At 57.9% G+C, this 16,247-nt stretch carries 13 protein-coding genes; 5 read left to right on the top strand and 8 right to left on the bottom strand.

What is annotated here, in order from left to right; all coding sequences use genetic code 11:
- Positions 1 to 10 precede the first annotated feature (10 nt).
- Together IEN85_RS04550 and IEN85_RS04555 are read left to right on the top strand one after the other, a co-directional pair.
- On the top strand, positions 11 to 1,192 hold the full coding sequence (locus tag IEN85_RS04550; protein ID WP_191615878.1) for a hypothetical protein: 1,182 nt from the start codon (positions 11 to 13) through the stop codon (positions 1,190 to 1,192).
- Positions 1,189 to 2,922 (top strand): SpoIIE family protein phosphatase, encoded by a 1,734-nt coding sequence (locus tag IEN85_RS04555; RefSeq protein ID WP_191615879.1) that lies wholly within the window; start codon positions 1,189 to 1,191, stop codon positions 2,920 to 2,922. Before IEN85_RS04550 ends, IEN85_RS04555 begins: the two co-directional genes overlap by 4 nt.
- On the opposite strand, the gene IEN85_RS04560 is transcribed toward IEN85_RS04555, so the two are convergent.
- From IEN85_RS04560 to IEN85_RS04590, 7 genes are all read right to left on the bottom strand, one after another.
- Positions 2,919 to 3,569 (bottom strand): pyroglutamyl-peptidase I family protein, encoded by a 651-nt coding sequence (locus IEN85_RS04560; protein ID WP_191615880.1) that lies wholly within the window; start codon positions 3,567 to 3,569, stop codon positions 2,919 to 2,921. The two genes, IEN85_RS04555 and IEN85_RS04560, sit on opposite strands and share 4 nt — an antisense overlap.
- A 211-nt stretch (positions 3,570 to 3,780) precedes the next feature.
- A complete protein-coding gene (locus IEN85_RS04565; RefSeq protein ID WP_191615881.1) occupies positions 3,781 to 4,071 on the bottom strand; it encodes a YhbY family RNA-binding protein in 291 nt (96 codons plus the stop codon).
- A gap of 31 nt (positions 4,072 to 4,102) precedes the next feature.
- Positions 4,103 to 5,788 carry an ATP-binding protein gene (locus IEN85_RS04570; RefSeq protein WP_191615882.1) on the bottom strand — a complete coding sequence of 562 codons (1,686 nt, stop codon included), beginning with the start codon at positions 5,786 to 5,788 and terminating at the stop codon, positions 4,103 to 4,105.
- 352 nt (positions 5,789 to 6,140) lie between these two features.
- A complete protein-coding gene (locus tag IEN85_RS04575) occupies positions 6,141 to 6,431 on the bottom strand; it encodes a hypothetical protein (protein WP_191615883.1) in 291 nt (96 codons plus the stop codon).
- Between the two features lie 76 nt (positions 6,432 to 6,507).
- Positions 6,508 to 7,473, bottom strand: a complete 966-nt coding sequence (locus IEN85_RS04580) for a hypothetical protein (RefSeq protein WP_191615884.1) — start codon at positions 7,471 to 7,473, stop codon at positions 6,508 to 6,510.
- Between the two features lie 516 nt (positions 7,474 to 7,989).
- The gene (locus IEN85_RS04585; RefSeq protein ID WP_191615885.1) at positions 7,990 to 8,898 is read right to left on the bottom strand and encodes a thiamine pyrophosphate-dependent enzyme; all 909 of its coding nucleotides are present in this window, start codon (positions 8,896 to 8,898) and stop codon (positions 7,990 to 7,992) included.
- A gap of 18 nt (positions 8,899 to 8,916) precedes the next feature.
- Positions 8,917 to 10,725: a 2-oxoacid:acceptor oxidoreductase subunit alpha gene (locus IEN85_RS04590; protein WP_191615886.1), complete on the bottom strand. Its 1,809-nt coding sequence runs from the start codon at positions 10,723 to 10,725 to the stop codon at positions 8,917 to 8,919.
- A 468-nt stretch (positions 10,726 to 11,193) separates the two neighbouring features.
- On the opposite strand from IEN85_RS04590, the gene IEN85_RS04595 reads away from it, so the two are divergent.
- Positions 11,194 to 13,002, top strand: a complete 1,809-nt coding sequence (locus tag IEN85_RS04595; protein ID WP_191615887.1) for an ATP-binding protein — start codon at positions 11,194 to 11,196, stop codon at positions 13,000 to 13,002.
- Between the two features lie 57 nt (positions 13,003 to 13,059).
- Here the strand turns inward: IEN85_RS04595 and IEN85_RS04600 are convergent, their stop codons facing one another.
- Positions 13,060 to 14,406 carry an MFS transporter gene (locus tag IEN85_RS04600; protein WP_191615888.1) on the bottom strand — a complete coding sequence of 449 codons (1,347 nt, stop codon included), beginning with the start codon at positions 14,404 to 14,406 and terminating at the stop codon, positions 13,060 to 13,062.
- 105 nt (positions 14,407 to 14,511) lie between these two features.
- On the opposite strand from IEN85_RS04600, the gene IEN85_RS04605 reads away from it, so the two are divergent.
- A complete protein-coding gene (locus IEN85_RS04605; RefSeq protein ID WP_191615889.1) occupies positions 14,512 to 15,786 on the top strand; it encodes a permease in 1,275 nt (424 codons plus the stop codon).
- A 12-nt stretch (positions 15,787 to 15,798) separates the two neighbouring features.
- Complete coding sequence (locus IEN85_RS04610) at positions 15,799 to 16,230, top strand: hypothetical protein (protein ID WP_191615890.1); 432 nt, start codon at positions 15,799 to 15,801, stop codon at positions 16,228 to 16,230.
- Positions 16,231 to 16,247: the final 17 nt, after the last annotated feature.

Raw genomic sequence — 16,247 nt, forward strand, 5'->3', positions numbered from 1 at the left:
CTGGCCCCACATGAAAAAGACCTGGCACCTCTTGCTCCCGGACTGGAGCTCGTACGACACCCTCTGGCAATCGGAACGCCCTTTTACCCTCTGGCCCATCGGCAACCAACCGCTCATCTCCTACTGGATGGACGAGGCGGTCAACCAAGAGATCGACGAAATCACGATCTACACCGCCGACCGCCCCAACGAATTGCGCAGCTACCTCGACGGAGGTAACTTCTGGTCGCGCCCCGTGCACGTGATTCCTATCCGCTCCGACGACGAAGCCCCCGAGGACGCCACCCCAGTGGTCGGACTCCCACGCAAGAACCGCCTTCCCGATCCGATCGAGGGCGAAGCTGGACTCCTCCAGCAGTGGCTCCGCCTCAATCGCGAGTGGCTCGACAACCTGCAAGACCACACCCTAAAGATCGAAGTCAAGCACCCCTCCGGGGGCTGGGTTGGCCCGCACGTGAGAATTCATCCCTCCGCCAAACTTGTCGCTCCTTTTTGGATACAGGGAAAATGTGAAATCGGAGCGAACGCGCAGGTAGGCCCTTACGCCTGCATCGGCGAAAACGCCATCATCGACGAGAACGCGAGCGTGCAACGCTCCATCGTTCTCCCCGGCACCATGGTAGGCTGCAACACCTCGCTCGAAGAAGTAGCCGTCGAAGGCGGCCTCCTGCTCGACAGCAAGCGCGGCTGCCGCGTCGCCATTACCGACTCCTTCATTCTTTCCAATATCAGCGAAAAGCTCTCCAGTCCCAGCATCTTGGAACGCCTCTTCGCGCTGACGCTTTTCTGCCTCGTTTCCCCGGTAGCCGCCCTCTCCCGCATCGACTGGAGCGAGCTAGAAGCCCACGACGGACGCGGCGGAGCGCTACGTCTCAAGACCGGCAGCCAAGGCCGCCTCATCGTGCGCCGCTGGCACTGGCTAAAGGAAGTGGCAAAGGGACGCATGCGCCTCGTAGGAATCCTTCCTCGCCCCGTGGACTGGACTTCGGAAGCCGCCGACCTCGATGTAGCGCGTCGCCTCGCCAAGACAACTCCCGGTGTCATTGCCCTTTCGGACGTTCACGACAGCCATAGCCCACAAGACCCCACCGAGTGGATACACGCCTCCTATCAGGCTCTCTGCGACGACAAGAGCATAGGCAAGCTCATCCGCTCCAAGCTTTGGAGGCTCGTCTTCAAGCCCATTCAATGAGCAGCAAGCCAATAGCGTATCACGAAACGGGATACTGCGAATTTCCCGCCGAACTCGAGCGGGTCGCAGAGGTGTCCGCCTTGCTCAAAAGCTTTTGCCAACGCAATTGCCTGGACGAAACCCTCTGGCCACAGCTGGACCTCGCCATTTGCGAGTGCTTGAACAATGCCGTCGAACACGGCTGCGAGGAAGATGCGTCACTCATCGTTAAAGTGAAGTGGTCATGGATCGACGAGCGCCTCATCGTGGAAGTCGAGGATCCAGGCCCCTACTTCGAACCAGCGAGCGACGCGAGCCTGCCTGACGACCCAACATCCGAATCGGGCCGCGGCTACTTCATCATACAATCCATCGCCGAGTCCTACACCGCCGAAAAAACCGACTACGGTCATAAGGTCACGCTTCGCTTCGCCACCCACGCCGCATCCGACATCCTCGTCAAGACCGAGGAAATGTTCTCCATGCTGCAAAACCTTTCCAACGATCTCAATCTCGCCTACGCAGAGCGCGACATCATCGCGGGACTCGCCCATGACCTGACCAACTGTCCAGCCATCGAGACCTTTATCGAAAAAAGTGTGGAACGCCTTCGCGGCATCGTAGACATCACCCAAGCAAACGTCTGGACACTCGAGTCCAATGGTAACCTGGAAAACGCATACCACGAATGCGGAAACCAAATGGAAATTCGGGAGGCCGTCATTGCTCCCGACCAAGCCTGTGCCTGCACGACCGTCATCGCTTCCGAAAAGGAGCTCTGCGTCGAGAATTGTAGCCATCTCGATGAGACCGATCCTTTGTACGAAATATCTGGATGCGCCATCGTGCTACCCATCGTCTATCAGAGAGACTGCCTTGGCACGATAGCCTTGCACGCCGAGGAGACGAACAAAAAGACCCTCTTCGAAACAGCGCTCCCTCTCACCCGCACCTTCTCGCAGTTCCTCGGCCTCGCTTACACCAGCGTCAAAACCTTCCGACATCGCGAAGAACACGAACGCTCCCAAACACAGCTGCAAGTCGCAGCTGAGATCCAGCAATCGCTTCTACCTTCTTCGTATCCGAGCAACCAATACTGTCGCTCGACCGGACGCTGCGTGGCCGCTATGGCAGTGGGTGGCGACTACGTGGATGCTATAGAGATTCGCGACGCGGGCCTGCTCATCGTAATCGCCGACGTTATGGGTAAAGGAGTCCCTGCAGCGCTGCTCGCCACTATCTTCCGCACCGCCATCCGCTCGCGCCTCAACCTCGCCGAAACCCCGGGCTGGCTGCTCGCTAAGATCAACAAGCAGATCTACGACGAACTGGGCCACCTCAACATGTTCATCACCGCTCAAGCCGCTTTCCTTTCCTACGACAAGAAAGTGCTCAAGCTGGCTAGCGCTGGACACTGCCCGGCCATACTGCTCGATTCACAAACGCAAGAAACGCAGCTGCTCGAAGCGGAAGGTATGCCCCTAGGCATCGCTCCAGACGACCTGTACGAGGAAAACCTGATCCAACTTTCGGATACATCGAAACTTCTTTTCATTACCGACGGATTCTACGAAGCGGAGAACCCGAAAGGAGACATGCTGGGCATGGACCGCCTCCTGCAGGCTATTCCCGATATCTGGAGAGATGGACTCGAGTCCGTACCCAGCAAAGCCTTCGGTATTGTATCCAAATTTGCCAACGGTCGATCCGCAACCGACGACCAAACCATGATGGCACTGGAGATTCTCTAACGAATCGAACGATTTGCTCCCAATCGATCTGCCGCTCGCGGCAGATCAAAGCCGAGCTTATCTTGCGAAACGGACTGCGGATCCAGGGATTGCAGCAAGACTGCCATGAAACGCTTGGCTTCCTCCTCGGAAAAAACCGATCCGCTGAAAGGCAACTGCAGCAAGCCCGCGCAAACGTGGCGCTTCTGCTGGACCAAGGCGTGCATCATTCGATAACAGGCATAATTGGCGAGCGCCATGCCCGCCGAGTGAGATGGGGTCGCCGTAAATTTCGCGGCGGTCAACTTGCTCGCCAGCTCGCGATAGGGCAATGTCGTCCAGTACCCAGGATCACCCGAGGCTTCGATCGTCTTGCCGCGCGGCCGACGGCCCACTGCATCCTTCTGGGAAACATCGGTCTCGTTGATCGCGATCCGTTCGATAGCAATAGAATCGCTCACCTTTTCCGAAAGAATGAGGATCGCATCCCAAGGCTGAGAAATGACGGACTCTAGCGGATGGAAGCAATCGTCCCATCGAGCGGGCAATTCGACCGACTTCACATGGTGACCTTCGAACTCGAGGGACGCGCAACGCGTAACGCATTGGCAGGCAAGGGACTGCGAAGAGGCATCAATCGTTTCGAGACCAGCGAGCAATAAATTCATGAACAAAAGCAATAGCGAGTAAGCAAATGGCGTCAAAGCCAGTGAAGGAATTATTAACGAATTTACCTCCTTCGACTAGGCTCGGCCTTCGCTAAGTCTGAAAACATAGCTGGCATCGCCGTTGGCATGCTCCCCAAGTCAATGGTACACAAAAAGATCCGACAGCTAGCGCACTCCTGAAGTTCGCCCGCCAAGCGGTACAGAGAACCCCCTACGCGTCAACTTCCGCCACTTCCGGCATTTTGCGATAAAAGCTACGCTTCTTGCCAACTCCACCCACACACTGGCTCTCGGTGAGTCGCTCCACCTCCGCGCACAAATTCTCGATTTCCGCTCGTTCCGCCTTGAAGGCGATCTTGATGAGCTCCTCGCGTTCAAAAGCCTTGCGTAGCTCCGCGACCACCGCCGCCGCCAAACCGTTTTTGCCCACGTGAACCGCGGGCTTCAAACGCTGGGCGTAACCACGAAGCTCTGACTTTTCCTTGCTGCTAAGCAAATTCATGCAGCTCTCTTGCGTAGCTCCGCCTCGAATGTCAATCGAGAGATAGCTCCGAGCGAGCCCGGTTCAGGCTCTCTTCCAAACGCTCGAGGGTCAAGGGCTTGGAAAGGTAGTCGTTCATTCCGGACTGAATGCAACGCTCCTTGTCCCCCTGCAAAGCATGGGCCGTAACCGCAATGATGTAAGCGCCCGAACTCCGGTCGCCCGCTTCGCCTTCGCGAATCATGCGCGTCGTCTCCATCCCGTTGATAGGAGCCATGCGCACGTCCATCAGTACAATGTGGAAGTCCCCGCTCTTCATCTTCTTGAGCGCGTCCACCCCGTTCGTCACGGTTTCAGCATTGTATCCAAGATGCTGCGACAGTTTAGAAGTGATAAGCAGATTGTTGGGATTGTCGTCTACAACCAAAAGCCGGAGAGGAGCGTTTCGCTTCCTCTCTTTTGCAGCGGACTTTTCAGAAGTTTTCATAGTGCGATTTTCTTCGGACACCTTTCTCGCGTTCAAGGGGCGAACATCGGGTTCCTTGCGTGGAAGGTGTATTTCTAAGGCAAATACGCTCCCCTTATCAAGCTCAGTTCTTTCGATCCAAACATCTCCCTTCATGGCTTCGCACAGGCGCTTGCAAATGGCGAGGCCAAGCCCCGTGCCTTCGTAGTCGTTCTCCTCGCGCGTGTGGGCTTGTGCGAAAGGGCAAAAAAGCGATCGGATCCTCTCGGGGGCAATCCCTATGCCCGTGTCCTCCACCCGGACCCTTAGACAAACGTGCCCATCGTACTCGCTCTCCGCAGTGGAGGCTGTCAGGGCGATTCGTCCTCGCCGTGTAAACTTGTATGCATTGCTCAAGAGGTTGATCAACACCTGCTTAACTCGAGTTGAGTCACCGAGGAGGATCTCGGATCCGATCCGCCGGAGGTCGACCTCAAAGTCGATGGCCTTGTTTCGAGCCTTGGCTCCCAAGATCGCTTGCACCTCCATGAAAAGGGCTCCCAGCTCGATCTCCTGGCAATCCAAATGAAGGTGTCCCGAATCGATCTTGGAATAATCCAGTACCTGCCCAATGAGATCGATGAGCAGCTTCCCGCTGTGGTTGATCGCTTCCACGTACTCGAGCTGCTCCTTCGTCAAGGAAGTGCTGGACAACAAGTCGCAAAAACCGATCACCGCGTTCATGGGCGTGCGAATCTCGTGCGACATGTTGGCTAGGAAATCGCTTTTGGCCCGGCTCTCCGCCTTGCCGTACTCGACCTCTTCCCTCGCCCGCTCGAGAGCCTTCTCCAGCTCTCGGTTCGCATGCGCGATGTCCTGAAAGAGGTCTCGCATCTCCGACAGCTTGGAGAGCGACTTTTCCGCCTCAGCCGTATCCGGCCCGCTCTCGAAAACGCGCAGCGAGCCGACAACAACTGAGCCGACCGCTCCATTAGCCGCAATCTCCGGCATGAAAACCGTCGAACGCTCCGCCAAGTCGAAGCCTCTCAGCCTTACGTTTAAAAAACTCGCAGATCCACGTACCGCAAGGATCCAAGCGTTGAAAAAACCTTCGCTGTTGTCCGCTGTGAGCTTGAAGAAGTCGCTGGCTTGGCGGGCGCTGCCCATCAAACCGATCGTCGTCCAACGCTCTCGCAAGAGGTCGGAACACGATTCCAGCCGGCCGTTCGCGTCGAAACGAATCCAATCCTCGTAGAGTAGGTCAAGGTTTTGCTCAGGGGTAGCGGAGCGCATTTTTCAGATAAATAAGATACAAGATGGTCAGAGTGACGAGAACTATGCGCGCAAACGCGGCCCCCCACAAACGCTAGCTTCCTCCAATCTCAACTTTACCAGGATATTTATAAAAGTACCTAAGGGCACGCTCGGAGAACGGCCGGCTTGGCAAGCCCCTATGAGACCGTCGAACCATGCGCTTTCGAGCGAGCGATAGGCAAATCCGAGCTCAAAATTTCGGCATTCGATTTAAGGTAGACCCAGAGGGTAAATCGACGCAACGAAGCGAAGATGGCGAAGCAAACGAGAAGACGAGGTTTCGAGCCGAAGCGCCCGAGCCCCCGAAGGAGTTGGAATCATTGGACAGTCGCTAAGACCGCTTTTTCGCTTTGCCCGCCGTCCAAATCCGCAGGAGGTACTCAGAGAGGTTGAGCATGCTGACCTTCCCCGCTCCAGCTCCCACCACGTCCGCAAACTCCGGCTCGTGACGGGAACGCTCCTCGAAGTAATCCCAAAGCTCGCCATTGAGGGCCAAGGCGGCGGCCTCCCGGCGACGGTTCGTTTCCGCAACCTCGACCACTCGTTCCAGCCAGTAACGACGCTCCTCCGGCAAGGACTCGATGTAGTCGTACAACAGTTGCTCGTATCGATTCAGGCTCATCTTCCATACCCGTGGCGAGCTGCGCCCTCGCTTGCAACCCAATAATAAAACCCAGTATCCAAGGCCTCGATACAATCTAGCGTATTTTCCGCTCGCTCAAGCCGTTGACCGCCCGCATATCGGAGACGAACTGGCGGGTGAAGCTTATCAGCTGCACGGCATCTTCGTCGGAAAGGTAAAGCCGCTTGAAATCGATCCGCAACAGTTTGCCACGCACCAAGGCGTAAGTCATGGTTTGGATCATGGGCTGGCGAATCTCCTCTCGCCGCGTCTGGAAAACAAATTCCGAGACCGCGAAGTAAGTGACCATGTCAGCCTCGTCGATGGCCCGGAACCAATAGCCATTCTGGAACTCCTTTACGCTCTCGTCGTTCCCCTTCTTGAAGGCGATATAGTCCTCGAACTCCCAAAAGTCATCGCGGTCGAGCTCCTGTCGGCGGGCGTCGACAATGCGTTGCTTGACTGCCTCTTTCACGGGCTCGAAGGATTCCTCGGTCATCGACGTGAAGGCGTGCTCTTGAGGAACCCAAATGAGACCGAAGTTGTTCACGTACTTCGAACGCGTGGCGCGCACGAAATCCTGGTTGGCAATCGGCAAAACCAACAGCTCGCCCGGAATTCCCGCTCGCGCTTGGGCATAGTAGAAGTCGGAGGACGGCTTAACCCCTTCCCATCCATGGTAAGCCGGAACGCGCAGCTTCAAGGCCCCGGCCCTGATCGTCCACTCGTCGAAGTACGCGACCCCATGACGGTAGATGGGGTCGATGGCTCCCAACTGGGACCGGCGACGCAAGCGAGTCCCCGGAGTCGGTCCCCTTTCGTTCACTCCCCGCTTTTCCGCATCTTGGGCGACTCGAGCCAAGGCTGCCTCAGCGGCAGCGCCCATAGGATCCTCTTCATCGGACTCTTGAGCACGGCTTTCGACCAGCATCAGTCCGGCGAGCCCCACCAGTCCCGCCAGCTTCCCCTTCCGCTTCATTCCCCTCAACCAGTCCCTCATCACGCTGACGCCATGAGACGGCGGAGCCGCACGGTTTGTCAACGCGGAGATTTTATTGATTCGAGGCATCATCCTAAGGGCTTCCCGTAGAGACGGGCGGGGGCCAAAAAAGCTTGTCCCAATTGCCCCTTTTCTTGATTGTCCAAGCCATGTAAAAAAGCTGTTAGCAAGGCTTTCAGCGACCCAATTTGGAAGCAATTAGTTCCTATTTTCCTATAGTTGATGTTAGTGGCCGGTCCGGGAGGACCGGCCTACTTCGTTTTGGGAAGCGCCAAGTGTCAAAAACTGGGTAATTCGGAAAAAACCTGCGCATTAGGCATTAGGAGATCGCAGGTTTGCGCCGAATAATAAGGCACAGGCAAAAAGCCGCCGATCGCCACCGCGATCGAAGAAAGACTTTAGACTCTTAGTTGGTTGGTTAACTACAAAAGGCGCTCGAACGTAAGTTCGGGCGCCCTTTTCGTTTTTTTTGGAAACCGCTTCCCTCGAGCGGACGATCGCAAGCGAGGTGGCGGATCCCGCAAGAGATCCGACCGATAACGAGCCTTCCTCCCTAAGCTACCTCATGCTGGCGAAGGTTTTGCTTAGCAGCTCCTTGTCCGAACGGTGACCCACCTTTTCGCGCGTCGCCTGCACGAGATCGCTCTCGAGCTTGTTCTTGGTCGGCTCCACAGACTGGTAGTACACGCCAAACTTGCCGGGCCACGGCTCTTCGGCGAGGGCCAAGGCCGCGGCCATGTCGGTGACGTCATGGACCGCCTCGTCTATGATTTCAAAGGCTCCGCCCTTGCGCGGATTGCCCGCGTCGAAGGCGCCCTTGTTGAACTCCACGCACTCGCTGAGCACCTCAATCACGGAAAAGCCGTCGTGCTTGGCTGCTCGCTCGTACATTTCCATCATGTGCTTGATCTGGGTCGCATGGGTGCGGGCTACGAAAGTCGCGCCGCTGGAAAGGAGCTTTCGCATGGGATTGGTAGGCCGGTCGAATACCCCCCAAGGGTCCGTCTTCGACTTAAAGCCCTGCGGAGAGGTAGGCGAAGTCTGCTTCTTGGTCAGCCCGTAAACGAAGTTGTCCATGATCACGTAGGTCATGCGGAAGTTCTTGCGTCCCGCGTGATCGAGGTGGTTACCGCCGATCGAGAAACCGTCCCCGTCGCCGCCAAACACGAAAACATGCAAGTCGTCACGCCCCAGGCTTACCCCAGAGGCGAAGGGCAAGGACCGTCCATGAATGAAGTGCCCGCCATGCGTGTTCACGAAATAGGGGAAACGCGAGGAGCAGCCGATGCCAGCCAAGGTCACGATGTTTTGCTGCGGCAAGTCGAGCTTCTCCAGCGTCTTGTAATAGGCCGCCAAGACTGCGAAGTCTCCGCAGCCGGGACACCAAGTGGGGTGGTCCGCTTGCAGCCCTTTCTTTGTCAGGACGCCGCGTTCGGCCTTGGGAGGGGTGGGGCTAGCTGTACTCATATCAAAAGGGGTCGTCCGTTAGAGGGTTGCGGTTGGAAACGGGCTGATCGCCTCGATGCCTTGCATGATCTCCTTGATCTTGAAGGTAAGCCCGTCGGTCTTGTTCAAGCTGCGTATGGCTGGGTTGCAGTAGCGAGCCCGCAGCAGCATAGCGAGCTGGCCGTATCCATAAAGCCCTTCGTCGTTCATCTCGACAACCAGTACCTTGTCGAATCGGGCGAAGATGCCTTCCAGGTCGTTGGGAAGCGGATTGATGTAACGAATTTGCAAATGCCCAATCTTGCGGCCCCGATCCCGCTCGCGGATAACCGTTTCACGAATCGGCCCCCACGTCGACCCCCAGCCAACGACCAGAACTTCGCCTTCCGTGTCTCCAAAAACTTGAGACGCAGGCAGCTCCGCCGCGATTTGCTGAATCTTAGCCCGACGCTTCTTCATCATCTTCGCATGCATCTGCGGATTCGCGGAGGGGTGGCCGGACTCGTCGTGCTCCAACCCCGTCACTTGAGGGAAGACGCCGCCCTCCACCCATGAGCCCGGAGGAGCGTGGCGGGTGATTCGTTCCAGGTCGTAGGGCTTGAAATTCTCCGGCCGGTCTTCCGTATCCAAAGTAGGCTCTACCATCAACGTATCCAAATCTGGCTCGTCGAAAGCTTCGATACGAGAGGCGAGAGACATGTCAGACAAAACGAATACAGGAACGCTGTACTTGCGGGCGAGCTCGCAAGCCTCTCGGGCAATGTAGAAACAGTCCTCCACATTCTCCGCAGCCAGTACCACGCGGGGACAGTCTCCGTGACTCCCGTGGATCGCTTGCAAGAGGTCGCTCTGCTCCACGTTGGTCGGCAAGCCCGTGCTGGGACCGCCCCGCTGAATATTCACGACCACCAGCGGGATCTCCGCCATGGTCGCCCACCCGAGAGCTTCCATCTTCAAGGATATGCCCGGCCCCGAACTGCCCGTCACCGCCAAGCGCCCGGCGTAGGAAAATCCGATAGCCATGGAAACCGCCGCTAGCTCGTCTTCGGCTTGCACGAATACGCCACCGTACTGGGGGAGCTGCTGGCGCAGCATCTCCATGATAGTCGACCATGGCGTGATGGGATACCCGGCTCCATGCCGCACGCCTCCCGCAATCAAGCCGAGCGTCAACGCCGTGTTTCCGTCCATCGTCACCTGCTGCGGACCATCGCCCTGCTCTTCGGCCTGGAAGGAAAAGTAGCGATCCAGGACATTGTCTATCGGATACGAAAAGCCCGCATCGAAAGCTAAATTCACGTTGCGCAAGACATCCTCCGACTTGCCCCCGAATCGCTCCTTGAAAATCGCTCGCAGCTTGGCCACGTCCAGCTTGAAGATGCGAGCCAGCAGCCCGAGCGCGAAGAGGTTCTTCCCCTTCTCGCGACTGGATCCGCCGAGGGCTTCCACCGTGAGAGCCGAAATCGGCACGCCTACTAGCACGAATCGATGTTCGCTGTCCTCCGGCTTCACGTGGTCAGAGTCGTAAAGCAACACTCCTCCCTCTTTCAGAAAGCCGATATGGTTGTCGTAGCTGTGCTGGTAGAAAGCTAGCAAGAAGTCCGCCTCGTCCCCCGCCGATAGCACCTCACCGGTGCCCATGCGAACTTGAAAGATCGACGGCCCTCCCGAGATCGTCGCCGGAATCGTCATGTAGGTCATGACTTCCTGAGCACTCCTCCCCGCGAGCCGGGCTAGGAATCCTCCAATTGACTGGATGCCGTCTTGCGAATTTCCCGCCAGACGTATGACTGCGTCGCGAATCAACTCTTCGCGAGCAGGGATGGGGTTAACTGTATCTTGGGGCATTTCCGAGAGTAGCAGAACTAAGTCTTACCCGCCTCATTAGTCAATCCGATGGAGCTCAAAAGAGTCACGATTCCTAGCGGATTTCCAAGCGCGCCCCACCTATCCTGAAAATCGCACAAAACGAGACTGCCAAGCACGCCCCAAAAAGATGGATACACAGCGACCTCAATGCGCCAAAAAGTGCACTGTTTTAGCAGAAGATTGTTGACCTCGGGGCTGTAAACAACTTGTGAATAACTTTACCGTTTCCCTCTAGAAATAGGGAAATGCTCGCCACTTGACATTCGCGACTCCCCGGTCGCTTCCTGCATTAACCTTGATCCACAGCAAATCCGAGCTTCGCGCTCGAAAATACGACCGCTAACCACCTCTCAACCTATCCACTCTAGACACCAAAATCTCCCCCACTAGGCACACACGTCCGACGCATCACCCCTCAGCTCCAAGCCGAGGAAGCAGCGTAATTTAATGCCGCAAATCCAAAGCCAGCATCCAGATCAGTTGAGCGATCCCATAAGTCCCGAGGCTTCCTCCTCCTCGGAAACGCTGTTCCTTCTCTCCATCTGCCGGGACGAAGACGATGCTGCCGCCCTCCGCGCCGACCTCAAGCGTTCCGGCTTGGGCGAATACAAGATCCAGCGCTGCGTCAATCTCGACGACGCCCTCCAGCTCATGCAGGTGTGCGGCTTCGACTTGGCGTTCATTCGTCTCGACGACTTCCAAAACCACCAAGCCGCCATCGAATTGGTGAGGCAGCACGACCCCGAGCTCGCCATCGTCGCGCTCACCTCGCACCGACTCCTTAACTCTCGGGAGTTCCAGATGCCCTCCGGAGTCGACGGCAACTGCCGCCTCGAAGACCTTTCCCCCACCCTCGTTTCCAACCTAGTATCCAACATCCTAGGTCAAAAGCGAGACCGCATCGAACGACAACGCCTGAAGCAGGAACTGAGCTTCGCCCTCGAAGTCGGCGAAATGGGAACCTGGAGCCTAGACATCGAAACGGGCCGCATCACCCTCAGCAAACAAGCCTACCAAGCGATCGAAGTCGAAGCGTCTACCCCCCTTCCCTTTCTCGACGATCTACTCGAAATCGCGTATCCACCCGATCAAGACAGGCTGAAACGCCTCTTCGACCTTTCCATCGAGAGCCAAGGTGATTTCGACGCAAAATTCCGCCTTTCCCGCAACGGCGAAGCAGGCCCCTCCCTTCACGTTTCAGCCATCTATCGGCCAGGAGGACCAAGAACCCACCCCACTCTCGCCGGCCTTATCAAGCGCGAACAGGCTTCATCCGAAGACATCCAGTCAAAAATCGAAGCTGCCAACGAAGCCATCCGCAAAGCCCTCGCCCTGCGAGACGAGGCCATCGCGACCGCCAGCAAGGAGCTCGAATCCCTCGCGCAAACCCTAAAGGCCCAAGAGCAAGGAGCGAAGCAAAGCGCAGTCCCGGCCCTGCCCGCCGAGCCGCTTCCAGCCGCAGCCCCTCCCCAAATTCCTCCCAAAACCAGCGAAACGACAAAGGGAGACTCCTCGCCTCCTCCCGAAAAAGAGGACGGACCTCCACAATCCGCGAAGGAAAAACCGCTCCCAGCCTCCCAAGATAAACCGCAATCTCCCCCTCGAAAGACAGGACTGCCACCGCTGGCAAGCGTCCCGTCACCTGAAACGTCAGCCCCGGGTGCGGAGCCAGTTACGGAGGACCAAACGCTCGGCATCGACAAGTCCCACGCCCTCCAGCAGGTGCTCAAGTCCATCAACAAACAAAAAGGCGAACCCATCGAGGACGCCTTCCCTTTCGACTTTTCAACCGAGACCGTTTCCAACTACACCGAGCCCAGCCCGCAAAACGACGGCTTTATCGGGGCCGCAAAGCGGCTGATCGACATCACCCAGAACGGGCACGACCTGGCCGTAACCCTCAGCGTCGACAACGACGGAGCCATCGAGAGCGAGCGCGAGCGCGACCTGCTCTTCGAGATTCTCAAGGAGCTGCTCACCAACGTCGTCAAGCACGCCCGCGCCACCGAATGCATCATCGCCCTCTTCCGCGACGAAGACGACTGGGTGCTGCAGGTCGAGGACGACGGCGTCGGCTTGGAAAACAATCTCGTATCCATTTCCACCCCGCTCAACAAGATCGGCCTCTTCCGCATCCGCACCAAGCTCGCCCTCAAAGGCGGCCAGCTCGACCTCACACCGACCTTCCCCAAAGGGCTCATCGCCCGCGCCCGCCTGCCGGTCTACTTGATCAATAGAGGCGCCGAACGCGCCTAGCCGTGGGAAGCGGCCTTGCGCCGCGATAGGTCCCGTCTCACTCCGCGCGAGCGCGCATCAGCGAGCTAACTTTCGCTGCGGGTTGTCAGCCCAAAAGGAAGTCGCCACCAAGCCCAGCGCCAGCAGAGCCGCCGCCCCGTGCGCGACCGCGTAGCTCCCCGCCATCCCCCGAGCCAGGCTAAAGGCCAAGGGCCCCACCGCGCTCCCGATCACAATGATCGACGCGAAAAAACCGCTGATGGCTCCAAGGTGCTTCAAGCCGAAAAAGCGTGGCATGAACACTCCGCTAATCGCTCCGAAACAGCCACCGCTCACACCAAACCCTACGACCAGTCCCACGGACAAAGCGACGCCTTGCATCCCCACCAAGGCAAATGCCGCCAACGCATTGCCGAGCGCCATAAACGCGAGCAAGTACTTCAATCGGCAGCGATCGCTCATCCAGCCAACCACCAAGCTCACCGCAGCGTTCAGGATCGCTATTGGTACAAACAGGTCGAGCATCCCGCTCGCGCCCCGTCCCAAGTCCGCCGCCACGTCGATCACGTGAAACGCATATCCAGTAAAATAGCAGGCCTGCAGAGCGAAAACCAAGCTGAAGGCCCAAAAGGAAAAGCTGCGCAGCGCCTCCGCCCGCGTGAACTCGCGCACGAGCTTGAATTCCGGGTCATCCGCTCGACCTGCATCCAACGGCTTGGCCGCATCCGCCTCTAGCTTGCACTCGGCAGGGTTGTCGCGATACAGCAGCCAAGCCACCAAGCAAAAACCGGGAGCCAGGGCTAAGGCCATCAAGCGCCAGGACTCTCGCCAGCCAAAGCTCTCGATCATTTCGTTGAAAAGCTTCGGAGCCAAGGAGAAGCAAACCGTCACCGCGATGCCGCCAACCGAAAAAATCTTTCCGCGATGGGCGACCCACCACTTCCCCACCATGTTGCGCGAGGTCATCATCACCAAGCCTTGGCCGAAGAAGCGCAGGAAAAAAAAGCCGAGCACCAAAGCCCCCATACGGATCGCAGCGGATAAGCCCGAGCCTACAGACAGTCCCTCGATTCCCGCCGCAACGCGGTCCACCACGCTCATGTAAAGCAGGGATAAGGCGAGAGAGACGCTCGCGCCCACGATCATGCGACGAGCGCCCAAACGATCGAACAAACTTCCCGCAAAGGGCAACAGGAAGCCACTGGCCGCAGTGCCCACGAAATAAGCCGTGCTCACGCTCAAGCGACTCAGCCCCAAGGCTTCAATCAGCTTCTCGTTGAAGACGTTCACGCCGATAGTCTGGCCCGGCACGCTCGCCACCATTCCCAAGGTCCCCACTACCGCAATGACCCATCCGTAGTGCACAGGCCGCCGGCCTGGCTGGAAGGGAGTGCCCACCGCAAACGCTCTTTCCCCAAGTTTCACCCACCCACCCTCTAGCCCTTCGGCCGGCAAATACCATCCCAATTCCCGCAAAAAACATTTCGCCAAAGCCTCTTCCCGTTCGTAGAGCCCGATTGAAAGGATCCTATGGAAATTCTAAACAAAGTCGCCGCGCATACTTGGGCCATGATCGCAGAGATGGGAGTCTACCTCCTGCTTGGACTCGCCATATCCGTGCTGCTGCACCGTTTTCTCAGCCAAGCATGGGTCGGCCGGCTCATGGGCAAGCGTACCATCGGCTCCGTTGTCTGGGGCAGCGTCGTAGGCGTTCCCATGCCTCTGTGCTCCTGCGGGGTCATCCCCGTAACCATGAGCCTCCACTCGAAAGGCGCCAGCCGCGGGGCCACCGTGTCCTTCCTCACATCCACCCCCCAAACCGGAGTCGACTCCTTCCTCGCCACCTACGGCATGCTCGGCCCCGTGTTCGCCCTCTACAAGATCGTCGTCGCCTTCGTCTCCGGCATCCTCGTCGGCCTCACAACCGACTTGCTCGACAAAGCCAAACCTTCAAAGGTAGCGCCCGCTAGCTCCGGGGCCCCAGAACCAGAATCCCGATCCCTCAAGGAATCCCTCCGCTACGGCTTCTACACCATGCCGGGCGACCTCGCCTCCGCTCTCATCATCGGCTTCATCCTCGCCGGCATCATCAGCGCCCTCGCCCCCGCCGACCTGCTCGCCAACATCCCCGGAGGCGCCCTTTCCGCCATCCTGCTAGCCACCCTCATCTCCGTCCCGTTCTACATTTGCTCCACCGGCTCCATTCCACTCGCGCTCGCGCTCGTGCACAGCGGACTCCCCATCAGCGCCGCCCTCGTCCTTCTCATCGCCGGCCCCGCCACCAACATCGCCACCATCACCACCATGCGCAAAGTGCTCGGCGGCCGCAGCACTCTGATCTACGTGATCGGAGTCGTGCTCACAACTTGGATCGCCGCCGCCATCTACCACTTTTTCCTCGATACCGGGACCCTCGGCACCCACGCCATGTCGCACGAGATGGACCTTGCCTGGTGGAAACACCTCGGCGGAGCCGTCCTGCTCTTATTGCTCGTCTTTCCCCATCTGAAACAAAAACTCACGCCTGCCGCCGCACAGCCAAGTTGCTGCGCCGACAGCTCTTGCGAATCCGCCGCGAACCAGAATTCTGTAAACATGAGCACTCACACCCTCTCCATCCAAGGCATGAACTGCAGCCACTGCGAAGGCTCCGTGCGCAACGGACTGGCCAGCCTCCCCGGCATCCAGGTAAAGTCGGTCGACAAAAACAGCGCCACCGCCACCGTCGAAACCGAGACCCTCGACGAAGCCGCCATCCGCGAAAAGATCGCCTCACTCGGCTTCGACTACCAAGGCACCAAGTAAGCGGCAACCGCGATGCGCATTCTACCGCTAGTTCTCTCCCTGCTAAGCTTCAACGCTTCCCTTTCCGCAACTCCCATAACTTCCATCGACGGGCAAGAGCAAGAGCTCACCGAGCTCCTGCTTCCACCCGCGACCCTGCTGCTTACCGTTCGCGACCATGACGATCTACCCGATGCCCAGCGACTTCTCACGCTCGCTGCGGCAAACGACCAGACGACGATCATTCTGATAGAACTTCCAGGAAGAACTCTTGACGCAATCGCAATTCGCCGGGCAGCCAAACGCTACTTCCAGTCTGACCTAACCCGTCCGCATACCTATTTCATCGAAGCAGATAACCACCCGTATCCAGAATTCAAAACACTATTGCTTTCGCCTGTGGAACCGTCTCCCCTATTCGCTTCAAAGAGCTACCCAGAGGAGCTGCCATCCGTCGAAAAGTAACCCTCCGCTGATTTCCT

This window comes from Pelagicoccus enzymogenes, assembly GCF_014803405.1.
Taxonomy (GTDB): domain Bacteria; phylum Verrucomicrobiota; class Verrucomicrobiia; order Opitutales; family Opitutaceae; genus Pelagicoccus; species Pelagicoccus enzymogenes.

Coding starts and splice junctions, on each gene's coding strand:
- IEN85_RS04565 (WP_191615881.1), bottom strand. CDS start 4,071: ATGAATTTGCTTAGCAGCAAGGAAAAGTCAGAGCTTCGTGGTTACGCC.
- IEN85_RS04570 (WP_191615882.1), bottom strand. CDS start 5,788: ATGCGCTCCGCTACCCCTGAGCAAAACCTTGACCTACTCTACGAGGAT.
- IEN85_RS04555 (WP_191615879.1), top strand. CDS start 1,189: ATGAGCAGCAAGCCAATAGCGTATCACGAAACGGGATACTGCGAATTT.
- IEN85_RS04575 (WP_191615883.1), bottom strand. CDS start 6,431: ATGAGCCTGAATCGATACGAGCAACTGTTGTACGACTACATCGAGTCC.
- IEN85_RS04585 (WP_191615885.1), bottom strand. CDS start 8,898: ATGAGTACAGCTAGCCCCACCCCTCCCAAGGCCGAACGCGGCGTCCTG.
- IEN85_RS04550 (WP_191615878.1), top strand. CDS start 11: ATGAAAAAGACCTGGCACCTCTTGCTCCCGGACTGGAGCTCGTACGAC.
- IEN85_RS04590 (WP_191615886.1), bottom strand. CDS start 10,725: ATGCCCCAAGATACAGTTAACCCCATCCCTGCTCGCGAAGAGTTGATT.
- IEN85_RS04610 (WP_191615890.1), top strand. CDS start 15,799: ATGCGCATTCTACCGCTAGTTCTCTCCCTGCTAAGCTTCAACGCTTCC.
- IEN85_RS04605 (WP_191615889.1), top strand. CDS start 14,512: ATGGAAATTCTAAACAAAGTCGCCGCGCATACTTGGGCCATGATCGCA.
- IEN85_RS04595 (WP_191615887.1), top strand. CDS start 11,194: ATGCCGCAAATCCAAAGCCAGCATCCAGATCAGTTGAGCGATCCCATA.
- IEN85_RS04560 (WP_191615880.1), bottom strand. CDS start 3,569: ATGAATTTATTGCTCGCTGGTCTCGAAACGATTGATGCCTCTTCGCAG.